This window comes from Cytophagales bacterium, assembly GCA_033344775.1.
Taxonomy (GTDB): domain Bacteria; phylum Bacteroidota; class Bacteroidia; order Cytophagales; family Cyclobacteriaceae; genus JAWPMT01.
The window spans coordinates 103,377-128,380 of the sequence record JAWPMT010000001.1 but is presented as its reverse complement, the minus strand read 5'-3'; the positions used below and the strand labels follow the sequence as shown (position 1 = coordinate 128,380).

Below are 25,004 nucleotides of genomic sequence, written 5' to 3'. Positions count from 1 at the left end.
ATCAAAATCTTTCTTAATCACTGGTATAAAAAATAGTTAGTTAACCATTTTTCGAAAGAAAACGGGTAGCTTGAATGCCATAACCATTCTCAAAAGCCAGAAGAAATACATGCTCAATCTATCAACGGAACGTCTTCAATTCAGACAATGGACGGAAGCGGATTACACTGCGGTTAAGGACTTCTTCAGCAAAGAAGAAAATGCAATGTTTGTGGGTGGAGCGCAAAAACCAGAAGCTGCCTGGCGTTTGATAGCGACTTATGTAGGTCATTATCAGTTGAAGGGTTACTCCTACCTGGCCCTTGAAACACAATCTGATCAGCAATTGGTTGGCACCGTAGGTTTATGGAAAAGTGAGCCCTGGCCAGAACATGAAATGGGGTATTGGCTATTGCCGCATATGCAGGGAAAAGGATTTGGATCAGAAGCCGGAAAAATGGTGCTCAAACACGCAAAATCAATTGGCCTGCCTTCTCTGGTGAGTTATATCGATCCACGAAACGAGCCTTCAAAGAAACTTGCCCTGGGTATTGGTGCTAAGTTAGATCAAACCATTGAATTATTGGATTTCGGTCCTCATGAAGTGTACAGGTATTGGTGAGACTTAAAGCGATTATCGGTTGATTGAGGTCAGTCTTTTGTTCTGCTTTACTTTATTGATCTCTATCCTGATTTCAGTTCGACGATTTCTTTGGTGCTGATCTTCACTACAATCGTTACAATTCACAAAAGTCTGTTCCTCTCCATGGCTACCGGTATAAATACGATCTACGTTGATACCCAAATCCATTAAGAATTGCTGAGCAGCATCTACTCTCCTTTTGGCCAACAGTTGGTTGTATTGATTGGTGCCTCTGACATCTGTATGCGATTCCAGGATAATGTGTAAGGATTCATCAGTTTTTAAGATTTGAGCCAATTCTTCCAGACTCTCAGCAGCATCAGCACGTATATCTGATCGGTCAAAATCATAAAAGATATTGGTCAGGTAAGTTTCTTTTACCACTGTATAACCTTCCATATTCAGGAATGTGCGTAACACCCCAAGTGTTCCATCAAAAGGTGTGGTTCTGCCATTTTTACTATAGAAAAATTGGGTATGGCGATCGTTATTGACCACAATCAGGATCTCTGTTTGCTGTTGAATATTGGTTCTTCTCAAAGGGATTTCATAATACAGGTGCTTTACTCGTTCGAATTGCTCATCTTCCAGTTGCATGATCAGATTGCCTTGATAATATCCATCCGCAGAACCTGTCACTAGAAAGGACGTCCCTCTTTCCACTCCAAATTGAAGGCGGGTTTCCGCAATGGATATTCCTGGACTATTCATTTGTGAACGTAAGGTTCTGAGCAAATCGATCCTCCCTGTGGTTGAAATGGGTTCGCCTGTTAATTCATCAACTAACACCACCTCAACTGCATAGTCGGACATATGTACCGAATAAATGTCATCATCCCCCATTCCTCCTGGTCGGTTGCTGCTGAAGTAAGCCTGATTGGATTTAGGTCGGAAAGTCAAACCGAAATCATCCGCAGAGGTATTGATTGGAAATCCAAGGTTCTGCGGCTCACTTTCTTCACTCATACTGGCACGAAAGAGGTCCAATCCTCCTATTCCTTCATGACCCTCACTGGCAAAGTATAAAAGCCCATCGGTATGGATATATGGGAACAACTCGTTTCGGGGTGTATTGATCTCCGGCCCCAGGTTTACAGGAGTTTCCCATTGATTGTATTTGTATTCGGACTTATACAAGTCTACACCTCCGAAACCTCCCGGCATGTCACTGGCAAAATATAAGGTCTTACCATCTCCAGATATGCTCGGATGACCCATGCTATACTTTTCACTATTAAATGGAAACTCGGACTTGACTACCCATTGACCAGACTTGCTCAATTCAGCATAGAATATCCGAAGGTTATTAACCCCATCTTCTGACAACTTCACTTTTGTCCCGTCAAAACTGTTCCGGGTGAAAAAGGCTTTTGTTCCTTTGTCCCAAAAAGTAGCAGGACCTTCGTGGTATTTAGAATTGATACTTCCTTTGAGCCTGGTCACTTGACTTTCGTCCATTCTCTTGAATAGGTCCAGAAATGATGTGCCATCCCATTGAAAAGTTCCACTTGTCGATCTTGTGGCACGGGCAGAAACAAACACCAATTCTCCGTTAACAAATGACGGACTGAAATCTTTCTCGCTGCTATTGAATGACTCCCAGGATACTTTATAGGCATGTTGATCTTTGTAGAAATTCGCAAAACTATCAATGGCAGTTACATGGTCCTGAACCCAGGGATCCGATGACCCATGCTCCACAAAAATACTTTTGGCTTCTTGGTATCTTTCGCTCGCTGAGAGCATCAAAGCATAATTCAGCAAGTTTTCTTTGCTTAAATCAGCACCGTCCGTGATGGCTCTACTGTACCAAAATGCAGCTTCCATAGGCTGATTAAGCAAGCGATAACTATCCGCTAATCGAAGCTCAATTGCCGGCATTTTTTCATATTTCAACACTTCCTTATAGCCAGCAACGGCTTTCAAAAAATGCATTTGCTCGAATTGATGATCGGCACGTTTTTTCAGTTTTTCGACCTTCGTGGGAAGCTGTGCATTTAGAAGATTCGAAAAGAATAAAACAAGCAGAATTAATCCTGATTTTTTCATGATCATGGCTGTTTAGAAATATCGAGGTGTTAGGATCTTTTGCCCAGGAAGGTTGAATACATAATTCACCATGATTTCATGAGAAGAGGAAGCAACGCTCGTTAATGTAAAGTCCGTCGCATAACTCACGCTCAGATTTGGATCAATTTGCAGTCCAATTAATCCGTCGATACTGTCCATGCTTCGATAAGAAACACCTACCCAAACCAATGAGTTAATCAATGCATTCAAGTTGAGATCCAATTGCCAAGGAGCACCTTCAACTCCTTTTACGAGAAGGTTTGGTTTGAGCACCAGATATCTACCCCAATCAAAAACATAGCCCGCTGTGACATAATAGTGCCTCACACGTTGCGTAAATCTCCCATCCGCATATCCAATTTCCAGTTTTTGATGAAGTAGTTGCGGAGATGATATCCCGAAGTATGCACGATCCATATGGAGCAATACTCCGACACCCGCATTCCATAACATTTGATTCTGTGATCCGAATCCTTCAAAATCATTCGGGCTTTGATTCAGAGCTTCGTATTTGATTTGATAATGATGATTACTCACCCGAAGCCCCATTGATAACTGAGCACGATGACCTATCCTGATGCGATAAGCATAACTCAGCAAAGCCCCATATTCGGATGAAAGTCCCAATTGATCCCGATAAAATAAAGCACCCAGACCAATGTTTCGGTTCGGCACCGGACTATGAATGGAAGCGACCTGCGTACTGGGGGCTCCGTCAAACCCAACCCATTGTTCCCGAAACAAGAAACTCGTACTGATCCCATCATGGATCCCAGTGTATGCCGGATTGATGGCCAGTCCATTAAACATGTAGTGTGTCAACATGAATTCTTGTTGGGCTATGGCCTCAAGGCAGCAAACTTGAAGCGCCACGAACAGTATTATTATTTTATTTCGTATCACAACTTATTGGTTTTTGAGTGTGAGAAATCCTTTGATTGCAGGGGAATTATCCCCTTTATTGATGACATAGTAATAGGTTCCATCAGGTAAAGCACCAGCATTCCCCAAGCCCGAAAACCGCCTGTTATCCAGAGAGTTATCGTATCCTTTTATCCGCCATACTTGACTACCCCATCGATTGAATATAGTTACTTCATTGTTGAGGTAACGCTCGATCCCCTGGACCTTGAAAAAATCATTCATTTGATCTCCATTGCTCGTTACTACGGAGCCAATGATCAATGAATCCGTACATGCATCAGCATCCAGGTAATCAGGAATGCCGTCTTCATTGCAATCATCATTTGTCAGGTCTTGATCGCTGTTGGCATCTTCTTCATGATCCAAGGTCCCATCTCCATCCGAATCCATATCCACTATCTGGATGGTTACCACAGCTTCATCGCACATGGAAGGCGTAGCATCATCACAGGCTTGATATGTAAGGGTAAAGCTTCCTACAAATCCAGGGTTTGGTGTAAAGGAAAGTACCCTGTCCTGACTGACTGATAGATTTCCTGGTATGTTAATGACCGATACGTCGAGCAGCTCAATCGACACCCTGTCTCCATCAGGTTCTGTGATTAAAGGACCGAGATCAAAAGTGATTCCTTGAAGGTCTCTTACCATAATCAGCGTATCCCTGGCGATCGGCGGAGTGTTATCTTCTTCCGGTTCAACGTCCATATAGATCACAACAATGGCTTCGTTTGACATGCCTCCTTCATCATCCTGAACCTGGTAAACGAACGAGTCATGCCCTGTTGCCAAAACTTCCGGAGTATAGGTAACTACACCTGAAGCATTGACCGATAAAGCACCCTTCCCTGTTTCTGAAACGACCTCAATTGACAATGGGTTGATCTCTCCGTCCCAGTCCATATCTCCTTGCAGAATCTCAATTTCAACAGCATTCAATTCATTTAATGTTACCGTGTCAGAATCCGCGAATGGCAAATCGTTGATCGGCTCCACCAAAACCCTGACCCAATTACTAGCACTCTGATTTACCCCATCATCAACAATAATATTCAAGGTTCTTTCTCCAGTAGTTGGTAAGAGCGTATCGGCATGATGGTAAGTCATTTGATCGAGGACTGCTTCCATAATTGCGACAGATAAGGATGATGAACCCGCCCCTTTGATCTGTAATGCTTGTGATTGCCAGGATAATTCCAGTTCAATCTCACTCACTTCAAGAGAGACTACCTGATTATTAGTTACTAAAGGAATGGTCAAACCTCCGATTTGCAATTGTTCATTATTTCCATCTATAATTCCCGCAACTTCAATGGATAGTGTTCCTAGCCGGTCATTCATGTTTAAAATTGAAGGGTCATCCATTAGATTCAGGGGTGCCTGATCCTCATAGAATATTACATAAGCATCGTCACCATCTCCAGCATCGCCAAGATCAGAAGCCAGCAGACAACCATTTTGAGTCTCATCTAAGAAGAAAATATTGGCAACTGTATACCCTGACATACCTACAACTAATCCATTTCGATTAACAGTAGGAACACCGGAACCCAATACTCCGTCCTGATCTTCGTCAACAAAACCCATTTCCACCACATCATAACATCCATCTCCATCAGAATCCAGGTCCTGATGGTCATATGATCCGTCACCATCTGTATCATTCAAAGAATAATCAATATTTCCAGGCGTTGTGCCGTTTTGAACAGCATCAGGAATGCCATCACCATTGTCATCACTGCCACTCACTACACCATCTATATGATCGGCTCCATGTCCAGCTTCTACCGCATCGTAAATACCATCATTGTCACTGTCCAAGTCCAAGTGATCGTAGATACCATCATTATCTGTATCCATCACTACTGGCAAAGCTTGCAAATCGATGATGCTAACCCGGTGTTCATTTCTCGCTGCTCCAGTAGAAGCAGTAAACCCGAAATGGACCGCACTCGATCCAGCGAAATAGGTATTGATAAAAGCCTCGGCTGAACCCAGAGAAAGCTCGCCTCCCAGCATACCATCCACTGTAAAACTGAGGGTTCCTGTACTGGAAACCCAGGTAAAAATCACTTCATGATAAGTACCATCTTCTAACGGACTAGCTTCTCCTTCCTTGAAAACCTGGTACCCCCCGATTAACGATACACGATCTGTATCATCTGAGTCCCATATATCCGTATGGTTGTCATAATCTCCACGCATCGGATCATTGGCCCCTGTATCGCCGTTTCCGTAGGTATCAATTTCAAGGACTACTCCATTTTGAATTCCCTGCGCTCCGATACCCTCGCCATCTACTCCAATAGCATAGCTTCCCGCAGGATCATTATGGAATACAATGGCGATGCCATCAGCTCCACTACTAGAGAATAAATCCTGATTGCGGTTGATCCCAAAATAAGCTTCAATGGTAAAGGAAAAGTCGTCCATGAGGTCGATCATCCCGAAGCTCATCGCACTCCCACGTAGGCTTCGCTGGTCCAGTGTAAGTTGTACTTCTGTTTCATTGATGGCTACAGCACTATTATCAACTCCCTGAAGATTGAAAGCACTTCCAAATGTCAGATTACCTAATCCTTTTTCGAAAGAATCAGGAATACCATCGTTATCTTGATCAAGGTCCTGCCCTTGTGCAACGGTAACAAAAACCAAGGCGACGAATAGCCAAAAGAATCTCCAGGGTCGTTGCTCCGGGTCAAATTGGAAACATGTAAGCGACATAGCCATATGCGTAAATTCTTGATATGGCTAATGTATTTTCAGTCGAGAGTGATGTTCTCTCTTAATCGGAGTTTGGTATTTTTTGTCCTGTTTTTTGTAGGATCTACTATTTGAACACCCTTAGAATTGGTTCATCGGTCAATAATGACAATTGACCTTTTAAAATTGACCTATTGCCGATCCAATGCCATTTCCTCAGCCGTCTTGATGAAGTCCTCCCAGTTTGCTGGGCTGATTTCTTTCAAATGGGCAAAGACCAGATGGTCTCTAACCTCATCAAACCCGTCCCAACCTCTGACCATCGCTTTGAGGAGAAACCCAGTTCCCTGTCTTGCCTCCTTGTGTTTGGACAAAGACAAAACCCTGGCTGCTTCAACAAAATCTTCAGTATTTACTAATCCAAAAGCCTGTGTTACTAACAGGTAAGATGTTGCTGCCTGTTCATAATCTTTCAACTGTGTGGCTTCCTGAGCCTTTTGTAAATTAAGCTGGTACGCGTTTTGTAAACTTTGAGCACGTTTTATGGCTTCTTGTTCCGTAGGAATGACATAGGAGAATCCCATGGCTGATGCGTAATCTTCTATCGATTGTTCAATGTTCATGGCTTCTCTCCTTTTTTGGACATTCGATTCGTCTTCTATTGGAAAGAAGTTTCCTTCGTAAAGACCATTGTTGCTGGAACTTTGCGTTGCATAGCGCTGCGTTTCTCCCTTTGCTACCTGCACTCGATCATATAAGTATGCATAGTTAGATGGGTCGGCCTGATTCGCATCTACTGCTTCTTTTAACAAAGACAGGCACTTGATTTGGAACAATGGGTTGCGATCCGCATGTTGTACAATCAACCAGGCACTGTTGCTCGAACCTCTTCCTACCAGATCGTAAGTAGGCCAACCATATTGGTTGATGATTTCTCTCATTCGTGCCGTATTGGCTCGGTCTTTCGCGATCAAAGCTTGCGTGAGCTGTTTGAATTTCACAGTTTCTGATTTACCTTTCTTGATCATACCGGACCATTTGATGCGCATCTTCTGATCCTCATCTCGCATCTTTTTGATCTCCTTAGCGAGCGCGGGTGCTTGTACAACAACTTTCTGGCCTACCACCTTCGTCATAGTCATGGATAATAGAATGATCGTAACGTAAATTGGAATGCGTTTCATACTTGATCTAATATAGAGATTATCATTTAGTTCACATTACGTCTTCATTTATGAAACATATATTTTCACATTACGTCTTCATATAAGAAACTAATGCAATATGAAAGGATCGAACCTTGGGGAATTCCAGGAAATAGTCATGTTAAGCATCATGATCCTCGATGAAAATGCTTATGGTGTTTCCATACAGGAAGATGTTTCCAAAAGAACAGGCAGACATGTCAGTCGTGGTGCGTTACACACAGCCTTAACCCGATTAGAAGAAAAAGGACTGATCAACTCCATGTATGGTGAGCCTACGGCAGAAAGAGGCGGCCGGCGAAAAAGGTATTACCAGGTTTCGAATAAAGGTCGGACTTCTTTGCAAGAGATCAAACATCTACGACAATCCATGTGGCAATTAATTCCCGAATTCTCCAACTCATGATGACTAACAAAACACCAAAACTGCTCTCCAACTTGCTCCTGTGGTTTGGGCGCACTGACCTTGTAGAAGAACTACTTGGAGATCTGGAAGAATCTTTCCATCAAAACTGTGAAAATCATGGGGCCAGACGAGCTCGCTGGCGTTTTCGTTTGGAAGTGATCAAGCTCTTTCGGCCATCTGTCATTCGGAAACCACGGCCTACCTCGCTTTCATTGGCCTTGTTCAACAACTATCTTACCATCTCTTTCCGCAATTTAAAACGGCATTCGCTGTTCTCATTCATCAATATCATCAGCCTTTCCATTGCTATGTCCAGTGGACTATTGGTCATTGGTATGATTACCGACCTACTGAAGTTCGATGAATTCCATGAACACAAAGACGAGGTGTATCGCGTAGTATCCGACGCGACCTTTGAAGGACGTACTGATAAAATACAGGCCACCTCCCCATTTGCGCTAGGTGATGAACTGACAAGAGATATTCCGGAAATCGAATTGACCAAACTAGGCAGAAGGCTTGCGGGATTGGTAGAAGCCAACAATAAGAGCCTTGATGGCAAGGGCATCTACGCCGATGAGCACTTTTTTGATTTTCTGACATTCGAACTATTGAAAGGCAATCCCTCGGAAGCTTTGAAAAATCCTTTTACAATGGTGATCAGTGAAAGCTTTGCTAACAAAGTATTCGAAGAGCTTGACCCTGTAGGTCAAACTTTGTCTATTGAACATGTCGGAGATTTTATCATCACAGGGTTAGCTGCTGACCCCCCACAGTTTTCGCACATCCAATTTGATTTCATTGCTTCCATTACAACTACACCTTTACTCGCCACCAAAGGACTCATTCGAAGTAGCCATGATGCCTGGGAAAATCTTGATATGTACTATAATTATCTCTATATCCCAGATAATGAGCAGAAACAAGCTGTTTTAGATTGGTTAACCACTAAAGGTCCAACCTTCTATAAGGACCCAACCTACTTTTCGGCCACTTTCGACCTACAAAAGCTCAATGAAATTGTGCCTGGACCTAATATGAGTGACTCCATTGGCCCGAAGATGCTCTATTTACCAATCATCATCTTATCTGTCATCGCTTCCGCCATCCTATTATCCGCCATATTTAACTATACCAACCTATCAATGGCCCGGTCGCTGCGACGAGCTCGTGAAGTGGGCATTCGAAAATTAAATGGTGCAAAAAGAGGATCTATACTCGCCCAGTTTGCCATAGAAGCGTGCGTCTTTTCCTTGCTATCATTAGTATTGGGGGTCATGCTATTCCTGGTCTTGCGTGGCTATTTCATCCGTCTACTGCCGAGAGCAGAAGAAATGGTCAACCTGAATTTAACTCCGGAGCTATTTGGATATTTTTTCATCTATGCGTGGGTAGCCGGTTTGATCGCTGGTATCGGGCCTGCCTTATTCTTTGCCAGACTAACCTCTCTGAATGCCTTGCGTTCTGGTAAAATGCTAAAATCACTTTCCAGGATCAATCTGAGAAAAATATTGATTGCCGCACAATTTACCCTGAGCATCATTTTCATCCTCGCAGTGGTGATCACCAATAAGCAGTATACCTATTCCCTGAACATGGACATGGGATTTACCCGAGGAAATACATTGAACATTCACCTGCAAGAAAATGATCCTGAGCTTGTAAAAACAGAATTATTGAAGCATCCTGAAGTATCCGACATTACTTTTTCTTCCTTCACTTTGGGTATCGGACAATGGTACAGTGTGAAAGTAGTTGATCAACGAAACATGGATACTTTGTGGGTACATCACCTCTCGATTGATCATTCATATCTGGATCAAAAGGAAATTCCAATTATCGCAGGAAGAGGGTTTCGCGAAGCTGAAAATCGCAATTTGGAAATGACTGTTATGGTCAATGAGACGTTGGTACAAAACTTTGGTTTCGCTAATGCTTCAGCAGCCATCGGTCAACGCATCGATCTATCAGGACAGTCGGTGGAGATCATTGGTGTTGTAAAAGACTTCATCTATGCCAATCTGGAAGAGACCATCAAAAGTTTGGTTATCAGGAATCAACGAGACCATTTTCAGGTAGCCAGTGTGGCGCTCAATTCCAAAGACATCATCGCCACCATCCAAAACCTGGAAAAGACATGGGAACAAATAGATGATAAACACCAATTCGACGCCAGGTTTTACGACGACCAGGTCGAAGGGTACTATCAGTACCTGACGGACTTCATGAAGATATTCGGTTACATCGGATTCCTGGCTGTAACGATCAGCTGCCTGGGCTTGCTGGGCATTGCCGTCTATTCTACCGAAACAAGGATGAAAGAAATCGGGGTTCGTAAAACCTTCGGAGCTTCAGAATTTTCACTGGTTTTGCTGTTATCCAAAGGTTTTTTCAAGATCGTATGCTGGGCCATCGTCATTGGCACGCCGCTGTGCTACTTACTTTTTGACAGGGTGATTTTAGAAGAAAATGTCTATCGGCATTACATCTCTTTCGGTGAAATAGGAATCAGTATTTTATTCCTTTTATCGATCAGCTTGCTGACGGTATTTTCACAAACCTGGTCCGCTGCCAGGAGAAATCCGGCGTTAGTGTTGAGGGATGAATAGTGTTTCGATGCTTCGACAGGCTGAGCATCAATGGACTGAAACCTCGTAGGTCTAATAGCATTTAATCGAAATAACCTACGAGGTTTTCAATTAAAAGCGGCCATGATCTTTTTATTTACTACAATAGAGATCAGACCTCCGAGTATGTAGGTAGTGGCTAGTCCTACAAAGATACCAGCTACCCCTCCGAAGTACTTGCCCAGGTACATGGCCGGCAGTCCAAGAACTAACATTTGCACAACGATAATGAGGGAAGCATGTAGTGGCTTATTGATCGTATTGAGGTTACTATTGATGACACTTAGAATGCCTTGAAGACCAAATCCGGCAGGCACAATCCATAGGAAGAGTTGCACCGTTTCAATGACTTGTTCATTGCTATTGAATATCGATGCGATGGGATGCGACAATGCGGCCAAAATCGCCCAGGCAAAAAGTCCCCAGACAAAAGAGAACCGATTGCTAATGGTTACTCCTTCTACCACCCGGTCCAAACGTTCTTTTCCTAGATTTTGTCCGACGAATGGTCCAATGGAAGCCGCTAAGGCAAAAACCAGGCTACCTGCCAGAAATTCGATCCGGCTACCTACCCCGAAAGCTGCCACGGCGTATTCTCCATAACTGGCCAAAAGTGCTGTGATCACCCCAGTTGCCAGAGGCACAACCAAACGCGCAAGCCCCGATGGAACAGCCACGAACAAAATGCTTTTCCAGCATCCGGTCAAAACTTCCTTGGAGGGAATTTCGAAGGTGATGAGTTTTTCTCGTCTGATCAGAATATAAAAAGACAGCACCATTGTCAGGCCTCTTGAAATGGCAGTAGCAATAGCAGCACCTTCTAACCCCAAAGCCGGGAAACCCCAATATCCAAAGATCAAAATGGGATCCAATACAGCATTAACCAGCACGGCAAAAAGCATGATGTAGGTAGGAGTCTGTGCGTCACCGGTAGATCTTATTGCACTATTCCCCACAAAAGGGACTGATACAAAGAACAATGCGAAATACCAGATGCGCATGTATCGTCCCGCCATAGCTGCCGTTTCGCCATCCGCTCCGAGTAGTTTCATCGTCGGTTCGATGGTGAACAGGCCGATGATGACAAAAACACCGGTCAGTAGCAAGGTCAGGAAAACCGCGTCGGTTGTTTCCCGGGCTGCCTTGTTTCGATCATTCTTACCAATCGATTTCGAGATCAGTGCCGTAGCCCCAATACCCAGCCCCTGGATAATGCTGAAAATAACCATGATCACTGGAAAGGTAAAACTCAGCGCAGCCAGCTCATTCTTTCCAAGCTTACCTACAAAATAAGTATCGATGAGATTGAACGCCACCATGCTGATCATGCCCAACATCATGGGCAAAGTCAACTGAATAAGGCGTGAAGGAACGCTTCCTGTGGTGAGGTCTCTGTTATTCTTCAAGGGATGCTACTTTGAGGTGTAAGATACAACGACCGGTCAGAACGCAAAGGCGGAATCTACAAGCTTACTACGACGCTCCCAAAACCCCGTATCATATTGATCGACCATGCCGTAGAATTGCTCTTGAAACCTGAGGTACGATTTTGTCATGGAAGCTATGATTCGATCATATTTCTTCAATCCAAGCGTGTCGCCATTAAAGTAATCTGCAATGGCATAACTTGCCCAAATACCTGTTTCAAAAGCCTTATAGATACCTTGCCCCGATAGTGGATCAAAACGCAGAACCGCATCTCCAACCCCAAGCCAGCGATCACCGGATGAAGTGCTATGATGAGGAATGATGTTGAACCATTTCGGATGGATCATTTGGGGAACCGCTTCAAAAGAAGTGGTTAATGAAGTGTCATCAGGCAATTCACTTTGAAAATCGGCCCACTTCATTAATTGACTGGACTTCAGGTATTCCGGGTCAGTGAAAAAAGCGAAAATCGATTGATCCCGAACATTGCAGTGATACCACCAACCATTAGTAGCTGAAGCGATGGTCGTATAAGTTTCTTCATCAACTCGGTCACCAATCAGGTAAGTTGCCACCAGGTGATCGAATTTAGTGGTATTGATTTCTTTTTGTTTTCTGAACAAATTAGGGTGCCCGGTGGCATTGATCAGAAAATCCACGCTTAATTCATAAGGACCTTGATCATCACTGAACTGAACCTTCCAATCCGATTCTGCTTTGGTAATTGCTGTTCCAAAAACTCCATTATGTAGTATTACTCCAAGGTTTTCAGCAATCTTGATCAACCAATGCTCGAAAGCGGGCCGCGATAAATGCCAGCCCATCCCTTCCTGTTCAAAAATACTCTCCTGTATCTGCCCTTGCCCCGACCAGAGAATGCGCTTTCCGTGGGCGGGCCAATGATTCTGGGACTTAAAAGACTCAAAGAGCTGCAATTGTTGTAGCAATTGGCCAAACCGATTCGGAACGGTCTCTCCAGGACGAAATTGATCGTAGTGAGATTGCTCCAGAATCGTCAGCGACACTTCTGGAATTTTTCTTTTCAACGCAATGGCAGATGCTAAACCTGCCGGGCCACCACCAACAACAACAATGGATTGACTCATTCCATCTGTTTCACAGCATACCAGGAAGCGACGACTCCCGCAGGGTGTATGGTCATGCCACTCCCACCTGAATGAGGAATCACACGTACGATAGAACCGGTGATAGAAGGGACTTGATTAATGCCATTGACCCAGGGCTGTGTTACATAACCCACGTAATTATAGATCCATTCCTCGCCTCCAACAACACCCATACCCTGAAACCTTACTTCAAAAGGACTTCCGTAATTCACTGAACCCTTTAAATCTAGCGCCCAACCTGGACCATAAATCAGACCTTGAAATTCATTCATAGGTGATTCATCAATTCGAATGGTGCCACTACCAAATTTCAGGTCATTGAATTCCACGGAAAGATCCGGATTGTTATTGAAGCTTCGGTAAGACCAATTACCGATAAGTATCTCATTCATCATTTTTTCGATTTTTTCTTGGAAGATGCTGGTGGGTTTCCGGCATACTGGTCGGTTAGTGTATGATCAAAATTTCTCTCCTGCTCAGTATAGATCACGTTTCCACTACCATCCGTGCCCTGCAAAACAAAGCCCAAATCTTTCCAGGCGGTCACCATTTTAAGATCTCCTTCGTAAGTCTGTGGAATACCTCTCGCCCAGTCTACCTGCGCACGGGCTTTACTACCGTTCTTGATGACATTGTTGCCATTCTTGTCGGTGATCCACTTATAAACCTGCATTGGCCGATGAGATGGCCACCAAAGTACCTCAAATGACTCTTCGTATTTCTGTAAAAATGGATCATTCGGATCATCCGCATTGATTTTGTTCCATTCCTGAAAAGTGACATTAATGGTCTGCATACTGCACTCATTAAAATCCGCCTGCCAGGGTAATGCGCTCATTTTCGTCATATCTCCAGGCTCCAGCCCTTTGGAGAAGTCCGTTGTGAGACTGAGATTATCGGGATGATTGTAAGCTTGAACCCCAGGTGTGTCTCCTGCTGTGGCATTATCCATACCGGGAATGAAATCCGGATTAGCATTGATGCGCCAGGCTTTACTGTAGATTGCCGGATTCCGTATGATCCACGACACTTCTCCGCCCGGACAAAAAGCCCCGCCAATGATGTTGCTGATCACACCGCGATCAATTCTTTCAGCAGCCGTTTCATCCTGAATTTGCTGCGAGATCAATTCCTCATTTTCATTGATGAACTTACCATCCGCCCATTGTTTCAAAATAAACAGTTGAGTTTCCGTAAGGGCCAAAAACTTCGATGGAACCGTATTGGTAATCGGATTATCGCCGGCCAGCAGTGGCATCAATAAATAATTGTAATTCTGGTTGTCGGGATTGTTCTTATTCCTGAAAAGATTCTTCTCCTCAGGTTGGCGAAGCATCTTATAGATCCTTTGGCGATACATGGCATTTCTTGCCTGAAGTTCAGGATCTGGCTCAGACTTAGGCGGCACGCTCAGGATGCTTTCATCAAACGTTCCCCTGGGTCCCTGAAAGTGAGGCAAATTGGAAGCCATCAAGATATTAGTTACCCATTGCATCTGATTCGGCCGTTTCAAGATTGGCCAGATGTCCCGATAGAAATAAGGGTAATAATCAGGGTTGAAGCGTTTTCGCGGATTGATTCGCCAGTTTTCTAATTGCTTCGGCTTAGAGGGGTCAATGTTTTGCGAGCCATCAAATGGTGCAATGCCATAAAAGAACTGATTGGAGGCAAATTGCTGTACATTTAAATCCTCCAGCACATCTTCCATCGTAATCATATCCGCAATCTGCGGTACAAACCTGGGGTATCCTACGATGACCCAGCTCGGATCCTCTACCGCCGCATATCTATATTGATTGTCCTTCTCATCTGCAAAAATTAGCTTCGCATAAACAGGACCATCCGAAGTATCGTCGAACCAACCATCATTATTGGCGTATGCTTCGATCTTTGGCTCTCCCGGACCATTCAGAAAGCTGCCAGAATTGCCTTCTCCACCAAGCACAATCAATTCATTGTCGTCATTGGTCATGATCTTCCCCAGTGTATCAATGTTATTCGGATGCAGTTCCGGTGGGAAGGTCTGCGCATAATTCGGGTTTTTCCCCTTCGTAAATTCCGCTTCAGTATACTTCGTACAATTGATGGATTGTGGTCCCGGATCAATGATCAATAATTTAGTACGCTCATCTTCATCAGTAATTGACGCATTGCGTAACGCATGGTCTTTGGCATATCCATGTTCACCTTCCAATTGATCAAACTGATACCAGGAAGCTTTTTTATTGGCCAACCATACCGTCCATTCAATATCTACCAATGTACCACTACTCCCTACTCCAATGATCTTATCCCCTGGTTTCAAAGGTCTGCCTTTAGGGTTTTCATCGTCGTAAACCCATATTGAGAAACGGGCGGCCTGCTTTTTGACGCGCTGTTTATTGTCTTTAAATTCGGTAACACGACGATAGTCGTCGTTCTCTTTTATTGGAGTTCCATTCCATGTACACGCAATCGGTAAGTCTTCCAATTTCTCCGGAGACAAGTAAAAGTCATCGGGACTGTTTCCAACACGTGCTATGCCAATAGCGGGATGAATCCTGTACTTTGTACTCAGTTTATTGTTCATGGTATGCGTTGGTTTTCAAGGTAATAGAGAAAGGTGGTATCATTTATGTCATAGAAGCCAGGCTTGTATTTGCCCTTCTTCTGCTTGCTTGTTTCAAACATGATTTTGGGACTGGCTACCCCCGGGTCTCCGGATTGTACCGGTGGATCTGGGTTATACTGCATGATCAACTGTGCTTTTTCTGCAGTTTCCTGATCAAAGATCATGGTCGAAATAGCTAACGCCTCGTCGATGGTTGATGAAATACCCCCTCCCGTCACGACACTTTCATCTACCACAAATCTTGGAAATTCAGCGGCTACAGTTACCTCAGGAAACTGCCGTAATAAATTGGCCACTTGCCAATGTGTGGTCACTCTTCTGCCCGCTAACAGTCCCGCCGTGCCCAGCAGTAATGCTCCAGTACAAACCGACGCGATGATCTCAACTTCTTTTTGTGCCTTTTCCAGTAATCTGAAGAAACTGTTGTATTCCCTGGTTTCTGAAAAGTATAAAGGCAGGTAGGTCTTCATGGCTCCGGGCACGTAAACAACATCCAGGGCATACTTATCTTTAGCATTCAGATAGTCCTGATAGGTAATGTCCATCTCAAGTTTCAGGCCTTCGCCACTGATCACCAGGCGTTTGGCAGTGGATTCCCGATAGGGTTCCATCTGAGGAAGTAACATGTCTTCTTCACCAGGACCAATCAATAGTACCTCGGAATCATCATGAAAACTACAAGCATAATGGAATACCTGATGAGCGCCAATTACATCCAGGGTATCAAAAGAAGGATACAGGATGATACCTATTCGTTTACCGTCTTTCTTACCCTTATGGGTACTTTTCTTGTTTTCAGATTTCATATCAAGAAAAGAATTAATCGATGAAATCCAGTGAAATGGCTTCCATCCTCAATTTATCGTCCAGGATCTCGCCATCTGTGTCCTGAACTAGCAAATTCACATGGAAATCTTTCGCACCTGATGCGATCAGCTTGTTGACACAATTCGTTACATCAAATCGGTAATTCCAGGGTGTATTGTGATGTCGCTCCCGGACATCATTCGTTCTTCGCGACTTTGGCGGTGGATCACAGTGTCCAGCGGTGCCTATGCACTCGCCATGCCCGAAAAGCACAAAACTTCCTACATAGTTATCGGGAAACTTATCTCGATCTCCTGGTTCTGGATCCTTAAGGTTCAGGAATACTTTGACGATCAACGATTGATTTGGTTGAACCACATTGATGATCTTCAATTCTACCTGATGGTAATTTTCCAATGCTGTGGCTGTTGCCCCAACATCGTCTGATTTGAATTTGGATATCTGCAAATTGCTATCTGTATTGACATAATGTCCTGTACGAACATATTCATATCCGAATCGCTTGATATTATACGTTTCACGCACCAGGTAATTAAACGGCACCATTACACTATTTCCATCATCTGGCACCTGACCCGGATGTCTTTGTTGCCACAACCACCAAAGTCGATCGACATTGCTATGGTGTGCGTAGAAGATCGGATCAAATCCCGCAGTGAGGTTATTCAACATGTCCCCCATCTTGGGTTCGAGTGGATCATTGACACCCTTTTCATAATTGGGGTTGAACCCACCTGACCAAATGTGAATGGTATTGTGAGGATCCATGTCCAGAACGCCAAACGATTCATTATAAGCATCTCCCCCTCCAAATTGCTGAAAAGTTGATACCGCCAGAATCTGTTGAATATCAGTCTTTGTCGGATAGTGATGATTAAAATCCACCAGTGTTGGCATCTTATTGATGTCCTTACGCTTCACATGATCGTAGCTGGTTTTCATTGGATACCTGAAAGGATACCACATGGGATTGATGTCTTGCAACAAGTCGTATATCTGCTGTTTCCACGGTTTGATCACCTTGTAGTAATTATCCTTTTCGATTTTATAAAAGGCTTCATAACACAGGTCATCGAGCATTTGAAACTTCGTTCCAATATGCTTGCGAAGTGCATCCGCAAGGTTATCCGGAAAGTCTGTCCCTTCCAGGGCCTGAATCGCATCTTCTGTGATCCAAAGATGATAGGCCTCAGGGATGTTGTAATTACCCGTCTTTTTATCCAAATAGGCCTTATTTGACCATTGCCAATAATGCAAAGCAACCGCATCGTCTTCATCCTGCAGCAGCTGTTCCATTTCATACATCTGGCAACGATGCCATGGCAAAAACTTTTCCCATCCGTGCTGGCAAGAATTTCCATGCACCCTGGCCCAAAACTCAAAGGAACGTCTGTCTTGCTCTGGCCGCGACCTAACTACTCTCAGGGCATTTCGATAAGCAGTTAATTCTTCTTCTGAAAGCTCTTCTACATTGATGCGTTGAGCAAGATGACCTTTGGACCTTCGTTCTTTATTTGTTCCACTGGAATTTACCTTAAAAGAAGCCGCACCAGTAGACAGTTCATGACGCTTCCGCATCATTTCATCGTGCGAGGAATCTTCTTCTGGGCATCCTGCATCAATCCAATCGGCTATGAATTTAATGTCCGTGGCGGATACAACCTCGGTACTGTTCCACATAAGTTTAGGGAATTGCGTACCATCAAACGGAAACTGTCCTTTTAATCCTTTGATCAGTCCGGAGGCAGCACTATCACCGTAATTAGCTGAGGTAACAGAGGAACTGCCGCAGCAACCTCCACTGGTTTCTTGTTCAGGGGTTTCATCATGGCAACATGAATGACTGCTTGTTGTTGAAGATGTACTCTCCTTATTATTGCCGTCTGACAGGACAATCATCCTGACGCCATAGAGTTTCATGTTGATAAACTCCTGATATGGCCGATTCCAAAATTGTCCGTATCCATCGTAATCAGGACATTCGCCATCTCCTTGCGCTTTTCCTAAAATCAGCTTCACTTGCTGATATCGGCTCAGTGACTTTTTGCTACTCATGTCTAGGTATGGTTGTAAACTGCAGGTGTTTATAAAAATTCACCTTCTTATTTACAAGTAACAAAAAATCAAGGACACTTCAAACCATTGTAGAGAAAAGTAATTACGATGCCTTTATCTAAGGAAACAGGAAGTACTTACTTATTCTCACAAGTATTCTCCCGATGATTTTGACTTATTTCTTTTCACAATCGACCTCCCAATACGCCCATGCGGGTTCGCCATGATAGGTCTGGGCGGTCGTGACTTGTTCAACGCCTGTTCCATCTGAATTCATGAGAAAAATATGATCAATACTATCTCTTTTAGAGTGAAAAGCAATTTTATCACCCAGAGGAGACCAGGCAATTTCACTGTCTTCATAAGGATTATCAGTGATCTGGATGACCTCCTTAGTCGACAAGTCCAGGACAAAGACATCATTACGATCGGGTTTCCCTTCTTCGTAATATTCAGTTGTATAAGCTATTCTTTTGTTATCAGGCGCCCAGGTAAGGTATTTTTCAACGGTTTCGTTTTCCGTCAATCGGGTAGTAAGCGCTGAATTCCTATCGTAGTGATACACTTCATTGTTACCATCTCGGTCCGAAATATAAATGAGTTGACTGGCGTCCGGTGACCATACTGCACGACCATTGTAACTATCTGCTCCTGTAATTGCAACGGAATCACTTCCAAACGAATCTGTGATCACCAACCTGGAGAAATCCCCTACTTTAACCTGAGCAATTACCCATTGGCCGTCCGAAGACACGTTGTAGTCATCAAATTCATTTAAAGTGCTTATGAATTTCCCATCTAGCTCCATCATTTGGATCTTGAAGGTATCATTCTCATATGCATTGTAAATCAAAGATTGTGAAGCAGTTACCCATCTTGGCGCCCAGTCCCAGCTCGGGTTAGTGGTCAGTTGTGTCTCCTGGCCTTTCAGGTCATTTTTGTAGATATCAAAATTACCAGAAGCTTTGGATAGATAGAGTAAGTTCACTTCCGTGCAGATTTCGGGTCCTTCAGGTATGGATGATTTACAACTTGAAAGTATTAGACCAAGCATAAAAAATTGAATTAAATAAATACGCATAGTAGGTTAGCTTAAATTCAAGCTTAATATCGTTTAGTTAAGAGAAGAATATCGTCATTGCAAAAAATGAATCGGACCGTCTGGTCGGTCAACACCGAAGCGGAAATCTCAAATATACTTTTATAACGCAAATATGAAATAGACTGCTGCTTCGGTGGTCCGATCGCATGCTCGCAGTGACGAGCCTTAACTAAACGAAATTGCTTCCAATGTGGTGAAAATTCCAAAGAACTCCTTCGTTCCGTAGAATTTTCAAGTGGTCCTCTCAACATTAGCCAATAACCCCAATAAATAGCGCATTACAGCACCCATTCTTTTACCTTATAATTCATCAGAAATTCATAAGTTTACTTCAACACCACGCTTAGCCATGAATAGATTTAAAAAGTATGCTGCTGAAGGTCGGATCGATGAGAATGCAGATCTGACCGATCGACAATCCATTGTGATTAACGCTCCGATTAATGAAGTTTGGTCCTTCATACATGACGTCACCAAATGGCCGGAATGGAACAAAAACATATCGGGAGTTGATCTTAATGAAGATGGTAAGCAGTTCTCCTGGCGTTATGACGGGAGAAAGTTCCAATCCACTTTTATGAAGGATGACAAACCTTCGTCATTGTCCTGGATCGGTTATTCCGGCTGGATAAAATCTATTTATGCCTGGTCATTGGATCCTACGGATGCTAATCAGACAGTTGTTTCTGTTGAAGAATGCTATAAAGGCTTTTTGTTGTTTTTGTTTATGGGTCACCGAAAAGTACACAGCAACCTGCTTAGCTGGTTGGACCAACTGAAACAAGTTGCTGAGAAAAACACGGAAAGTGCTTTAGTTTAATTTCTCTAACTGCAGTTTAGGCAATACGAAATCCGGTGCGATTTCCAGCGCCTTATTGTAGTTGGCACGGGCCTGGTCCACATTGCCGGCTTCTTCTTCTACCATCGCTTTTAGACGATAGATACCAGCGACCATGGGTACTTCCTGGTTCTCGTTTTGATTTTTCTGGAAAAACAAAGTAGCCTTGCCTACTTCTGCATCGCCGATCAAAATATCACAATTGGTACGGGCCTCAGCAAACCGCTTGAGCTGAAATTGAAGGAAGGTGATCTTGTAAAGCGTATTGATGTTTGGCTCATTCAAATTAAGCGTCTCGTAATAAGTAACCGATCTATCCGCTAGGCCAAGGTTTTCAAAAGCAACAGCAGCAATTTCGGTCGCTAGCATGTCCTTAGGATTGATCCTCAATGCATCTTGAGCAACCAGAACAGCTGAAGCGTATTGCTGATAATCAATGTAAGAAAGTGCCAATGAATCCATGATAGCAGTATTCGCCGGATTGTAGGCCAATAAATTGTACAGAGCCATTCGGCTGATCATCGGGTCACTGTAGCGTGCTGCTGTGGAGTAAATGAACGCTTGCTTCTGCACATCAAAAGGAAGGCTGTCTACTGGAACACTCTGCTGTTCCTGCTCCTGTGCTAAAACCATCAAAGCCGTAACACAACCCAACGCTATTAGTAATACTTTCTTCATGTTTCTATGTTTGTTCTACCACCTGGCTTGAACACCAGGACCATTAATCTATCCTATTGGAAATCAAGCGCCAAAAATAGCATGCTTGCTTCATTTGAACTTAGCCGAATTGTAAAAGAGCACGTGGCAATACGTTAAAAATTCACAAAAATCACCTGGCAGTTAAACCTTTTTCCTGGCCCAACCTGACCATCAGTTCCTTTGCCGGAGCTTCCTGATTAGGGATCTCCCCTTCCAGTATAGCTTCTTTGATCTGATTCTTGATGTCACCTACTATTCTGGATGGCCCAATACCAAAGGTATCCATGATCATTTCTCCAGATACTGGCAACTTAAAGTTCCGAACTTTATCTTTCTCTTCTACCTCAACCATCTTCTCTTCCACCTTCTTGAAATTGGCGAGGTATCTTCGTACACGATCATGATTTTTGGAAGTCACATCCGCTTTACACAGTTTCATTAGGTCTTCTACGTCATCTCCGGCTTCATATAACAAACGCCTAACTGCAGAATCCGTCACTTTTTCACTCACCAGGGCAATAGGTCTCAAGTGCAATTTCACGAGCTTTTGCACATAGTTCATCTTCTGGTTGAGTGGCAATTTCATTCGTTTAAAGATGCGAGGCACCCATTTGGCACCCATATCTTCATGCCCATGGAAGGTCCAACCCGCCTTTTTGTGAAATCGTTGAGTTGCGGGCTTGGCGATATCATGCAGAATGGCCGCCCATCTTAACCACAGGTCATCGGTCATTTCACTGATGTTGTCCAATACCTGCAAGGTGTGGTAAAAATTGTCTTTGTGTCCTTTCCCATCACGGGTCTTTACACCTTGTAACTTGGCCATTTCCGGGAAAAAACCAGACAAAATATCCGTAGAAAATAGCAATTTGAAACCGTAGGAAGGTACCGGGCTCAATATGATTTTGTTCAATTCATCCGTGATTCGCTCCTGAGAAACGATGGACAATCGATCTTTCACCTCCTGGATACCCTGAAACGTATCTGCTTCGATATCAAAGTTGAGCTGTGATGCAAACCGGATTGCGCGCATGATGCGCAATGGGTCATCAGAAAAGGTTTCTGCGGGGCTCAATGGTGTTCTGATGATCTTACTCTCCAGGTCTTGCATCCCATTGAAGGGATCGATCAATTGGCCTGCGTCTTTTTCATTCAAACTGATGGCCAGCGCATTGATGGTGAAATCCCTTCGGTTCTGATCGTCCTGTAACGTGCCATTTTCTACTATGGGCTTTCTGGAGTCCGCACGATAAGATTCTTTTCTGGCCCCTACAAATTCGATTTCCCAGTCTTCCGTTTTGATGGCAGCAGTTCCAAAGTTCTTGTAGACTGCCAGAGAAGCCCCTTCTCCAAAATGCGCTTTTACCTTCTGCGCTAAATCGATACCACTCCCAACACATACGACATCAATGTCTTTGGAAGGGCGCTCCAGGATGAGGTCCCGCACATAGCCTCCAATCACGTAGGCTTCCAGGCCATGTTCAGCCAATACTTTACGGATCAGGTTCAGTACCGGATGATCTTCAATATGTTTTTTAAACTCCAAACTCATTCGGGGCTCAAAATTAGGATTTGATCGACTCTTTGCCGAAAACTTTATCCACATATCTAACATTTGAATCCTGCGCTTTCAAAGACTCGTTTAATTTTGGTGTTTTGGAATCGTAAAAGTTTTGAAGCGAAACGCTTTACTGATCTCACTTGTATGCCTGACCTAACCGTAAAACAGCAGATCGATCAATTAACGGATGAGCTGAATTATCATTCGCATATCTACTACCAGGAGAACCGGACGGAGATCTCGGACTATGAGTTCGATATGAAACTGAAGGAACTGGAAGCGCTGGAAAAGGAACATCCGGACCTGAAACGAGAAGACTCCCCTTCTTCACGCGTCGGAGGCACTATAACCAAGGAATTTGAGACCATACATCATAAGTATCGAATGCTCTCCCTCGGCAATACATATTCGAAAGAAGAGCTGGAAGACTTTGACAAGCGAGTGGCCAAAGGGCTGGGCACAGATGACTATGAATACCTGTGTGAATTGAAGTTTGATGGACTGGCTATGAGCTTCACCTATGAACAAGGTGTGTTGAAGCAGGCTGTAACACGTGGTGATGGCGTAAAAGGCGATAACATTACTCCAAATGCAAAAACCATTCGCACGCTGCCCCTGAAGCTTAATACCAAAACGCCTTATCCGGAGAACTTTGAAGTACGTGGAGAAGTGTTCATGCCACTCCCAGTATTCAAAGCCCTCAACGAACAACGAGAAGCCCAAGGTGAAGCACAATTGGCTAACCCACGAAATACGGCTTCAGGAACCATGAAAATGCAGGATTCTTCAGTCGTGGCAGTTCGTAAACTGGACTGCCACCTTTATGCGCTTTATGGTAAAAATCAGGGCGTAGAAAGCCACGAAGAGGCCCTTAAGTCGATGGAGCAATGGGGATTCAATGTATCTCCTACCTATCGCAAATGCAAGAACATCGCTGAGGTGATCACCTACATCGAAGAGTGGGAAATGAAACGATTGGAATTACCACTTGAAACGGATGGAATTGTGATCAAAGTGAACCGAATCGATCAACAGGACGAACTTGGATTCACGGCAAAAAACCCAAGATGGGCGATCTCTTATAAGTACAAAGCGGAAAATGCTGCGACTGAATTACTGGACATCACGTATCAGGTAGGCCGAACTGGGGCCATTACTCCGGTAGCAGAACTATCACCGGTCCTACTTGCTGGCACTACTGTAAAGCGGGCCTCACTCCACAATGCCAACGAAATTGAGCGACTAGGTCTGCATGAAGGCGATACCGTCTTTGTGGAAAAAGGTGGTGAGATCATCCCAAAAGTAACTGGAGTCAATCTTCCTGCCCGAAAGCCGGACGCACCAAAAATCACCTACATCACCCATTGCCCGGAATGTGGAACGGAACTCGTCCGACATGAAAATGAGGCCGTACATTATTGTCCGAATGATGAAACATGCCCACCACAAGTTTTGGGTCGCATTGAACACTTCATCTCCAGAAATGCGATGGCCATTGAGACCCTGGGACCAAGAACAATCAAGGGGTTTCTACAAAAAGGATTAATTGAAGACTTCTCTGGTTTATACTCACTTACGTTTGAGCAATTGAATGGACTTGTCTTTGAGGATGAAGACAAGCAAACGGGGGAAATCAAGAAGCGATCGGTCAAAGAAAAAACTGCTCTCAACATCCTCGAATCCATCGAAAAGTCGAAGGAAGTCCCATTTAAGACGGTATTGTTCGCCCTGGGTATCCGATTCGTAGGAAAGACGGTAGCGGAAAAATTAGCAGACCATTTCCAACGCATTGAAAGTCTGGCTGAAGCTTCCTTTGAAACAATCGTGGAAGTCCATGAAATCGGCGAGCGAATCGCTGAAAGTGTCGTAGAATATTTTTCTATAGAAAAGAACCGCGCACTGGTTCAAAGACTACAGGACTCAGGCCTTCAGTTTTATCAGGAGGCCAAACAAGAAGCCACCGGAACTTCTCTCTCAGGACTTAGTATTGTGGTCTCAGGAATTTTCGAAAGTGTGAGCCGGGACGAATTGAAATCCTTGATCCTCGAAAATGGCGGTAAAGTAGCTTCAAGTCTGTCAAACAAGACTGACTATCTGGTGGCTGGAGATAACATGGGACCTGCGAAAAAAGACAAAGCCGAAAAGCTTGGCATCAAAATGCTCTCGGAGCAGGAATTTTTAAATCTGATCAACTCATAAGC

At 43.9% G+C, this 25,004-nt stretch carries 18 protein-coding genes; 5 read left to right on the top strand and 13 right to left on the bottom strand.

Annotated features, from left to right (window positions below; genetic code table 11):
- Positions 1-70: 70 nt before the first annotated feature.
- On the top strand, positions 71-601 hold the full coding sequence (locus tag R8G66_00510; protein ID MDW3190811.1) for a GNAT family N-acetyltransferase: 531 nt from the start codon (positions 71-73) through the stop codon (positions 599-601).
- Between the two features lie 12 nt (positions 602-613).
- Here R8G66_00510 and R8G66_00505 read toward each other — a convergent pair whose 3' ends face one another.
- The 4 genes from R8G66_00505 to R8G66_00490 form a co-directional block, all read right to left on the bottom strand.
- Positions 614-2,671 carry an OmpA family protein gene (locus R8G66_00505; protein MDW3190810.1) on the bottom strand — a complete coding sequence of 686 codons (2,058 nt, stop codon included), beginning with the start codon at positions 2,669-2,671 and terminating at the stop codon, positions 614-616.
- A gap of 12 nt (positions 2,672-2,683) precedes the next feature.
- Positions 2,684-3,595, bottom strand: a complete 912-nt coding sequence (locus R8G66_00500; GenBank protein ID MDW3190809.1) for a type IX secretion system membrane protein PorP/SprF — start codon at positions 3,593-3,595, stop codon at positions 2,684-2,686.
- 3 nt (positions 3,596-3,598) lie between these two features.
- The gene (locus tag R8G66_00495) at positions 3,599-6,343 is read right to left on the bottom strand and encodes an Ig-like domain-containing protein (GenBank protein MDW3190808.1); all 2,745 of its coding nucleotides are present in this window, start codon (positions 6,341-6,343) and stop codon (positions 3,599-3,601) included.
- A 164-nt stretch (positions 6,344-6,507) separates the two neighbouring features.
- A complete protein-coding gene (locus R8G66_00490) occupies positions 6,508-7,500 on the bottom strand; it encodes a DUF6624 domain-containing protein (protein ID MDW3190807.1) in 993 nt (330 codons plus the stop codon).
- A gap of 100 nt (positions 7,501-7,600) precedes the next feature.
- On the opposite strand from R8G66_00490, the gene R8G66_00485 reads away from it, so the two are divergent.
- Both R8G66_00485 and R8G66_00480 read left to right on the top strand, forming a co-directional pair.
- The gene (locus R8G66_00485; protein ID MDW3190806.1) at positions 7,601-7,927 is read left to right on the top strand and encodes a helix-turn-helix transcriptional regulator; all 327 of its coding nucleotides are present in this window, start codon (positions 7,601-7,603) and stop codon (positions 7,925-7,927) included.
- Complete coding sequence (locus tag R8G66_00480) at positions 7,924-10,536, top strand: ABC transporter permease (protein MDW3190805.1); 2,613 nt, start codon at positions 7,924-7,926, stop codon at positions 10,534-10,536. The genes R8G66_00485 and R8G66_00480 overlap by 4 nt, the downstream gene beginning before the upstream one ends.
- An 86-nt stretch (positions 10,537-10,622) precedes the next feature.
- On the opposite strand, the gene R8G66_00475 is transcribed toward R8G66_00480, so the two are convergent.
- The 7 genes from R8G66_00475 to R8G66_00445 form a co-directional block, all read right to left on the bottom strand.
- Positions 10,623-11,960: an MATE family efflux transporter gene (locus tag R8G66_00475; protein ID MDW3190804.1), complete on the bottom strand. Its 1,338-nt coding sequence runs from the start codon at positions 11,958-11,960 to the stop codon at positions 10,623-10,625.
- Between the two features lie 36 nt (positions 11,961-11,996).
- Positions 11,997-13,088 carry an NAD(P)/FAD-dependent oxidoreductase gene (locus tag R8G66_00470; protein ID MDW3190803.1) on the bottom strand — a complete coding sequence of 364 codons (1,092 nt, stop codon included), beginning with the start codon at positions 13,086-13,088 and terminating at the stop codon, positions 11,997-11,999.
- Positions 13,085-13,504: a hypothetical protein gene (locus R8G66_00465; GenBank protein ID MDW3190802.1), complete on the bottom strand. Its 420-nt coding sequence runs from the start codon at positions 13,502-13,504 to the stop codon at positions 13,085-13,087. The genes R8G66_00470 and R8G66_00465 overlap by 4 nt, the downstream gene beginning before the upstream one ends.
- Complete coding sequence (locus R8G66_00460) at positions 13,501-15,678, bottom strand: LodA/GoxA family CTQ-dependent oxidase (protein MDW3190801.1); 2,178 nt, start codon at positions 15,676-15,678, stop codon at positions 13,501-13,503. The genes R8G66_00465 and R8G66_00460 overlap by 4 nt, the downstream gene beginning before the upstream one ends.
- Positions 15,675-16,526 (bottom strand): DJ-1/PfpI family protein, encoded by an 852-nt coding sequence (locus tag R8G66_00455; GenBank protein ID MDW3190800.1) that lies wholly within the window; start codon positions 16,524-16,526, stop codon positions 15,675-15,677. Before R8G66_00455 ends, R8G66_00460 begins: the two co-directional genes overlap by 4 nt.
- Before the next feature lie 13 nt (positions 16,527-16,539).
- Entirely contained in the window at positions 16,540-18,603 is a 2,064-nt protein-coding gene (locus R8G66_00450; protein ID MDW3190799.1) for a tyrosinase family protein, read from the bottom strand.
- A gap of 175 nt (positions 18,604-18,778) precedes the next feature.
- Positions 18,779-19,657 (bottom strand): hypothetical protein, encoded by an 879-nt coding sequence (locus R8G66_00445; GenBank protein MDW3190798.1) that lies wholly within the window; start codon positions 19,655-19,657, stop codon positions 18,779-18,781.
- A gap of 397 nt (positions 19,658-20,054) precedes the next feature.
- Between R8G66_00445 and R8G66_00440 the strand changes: the two genes are divergently transcribed.
- On the top strand, positions 20,055-20,525 hold the full coding sequence (locus R8G66_00440; protein MDW3190797.1) for an SRPBCC family protein: 471 nt from the start codon (positions 20,055-20,057) through the stop codon (positions 20,523-20,525).
- Here R8G66_00440 and R8G66_00435 read toward each other — a convergent pair.
- Positions 20,517-21,221, bottom strand: coding sequence for a hypothetical protein (locus tag R8G66_00435; GenBank protein ID MDW3190796.1), 705 nt, complete (start codon positions 21,219-21,221; stop codon positions 20,517-20,519). The two genes, R8G66_00440 and R8G66_00435, sit on opposite strands and share 9 nt — an antisense overlap.
- Before the next feature lie 151 nt (positions 21,222-21,372).
- The gene (locus tag R8G66_00430) at positions 21,373-22,794 is read right to left on the bottom strand and encodes an HD domain-containing protein (protein MDW3190795.1); all 1,422 of its coding nucleotides are present in this window, start codon (positions 22,792-22,794) and stop codon (positions 21,373-21,375) included.
- 153 nt (positions 22,795-22,947) lie between these two features.
- On the opposite strand from R8G66_00430, the gene ligA reads away from it, so the two are divergent.
- Positions 22,948-25,002: an NAD-dependent DNA ligase LigA gene (ligA, locus tag R8G66_00425; protein MDW3190794.1), complete on the top strand. Its 2,055-nt coding sequence runs from the start codon at positions 22,948-22,950 to the stop codon at positions 25,000-25,002.
- Positions 25,003-25,004: the final 2 nt, after the last annotated feature.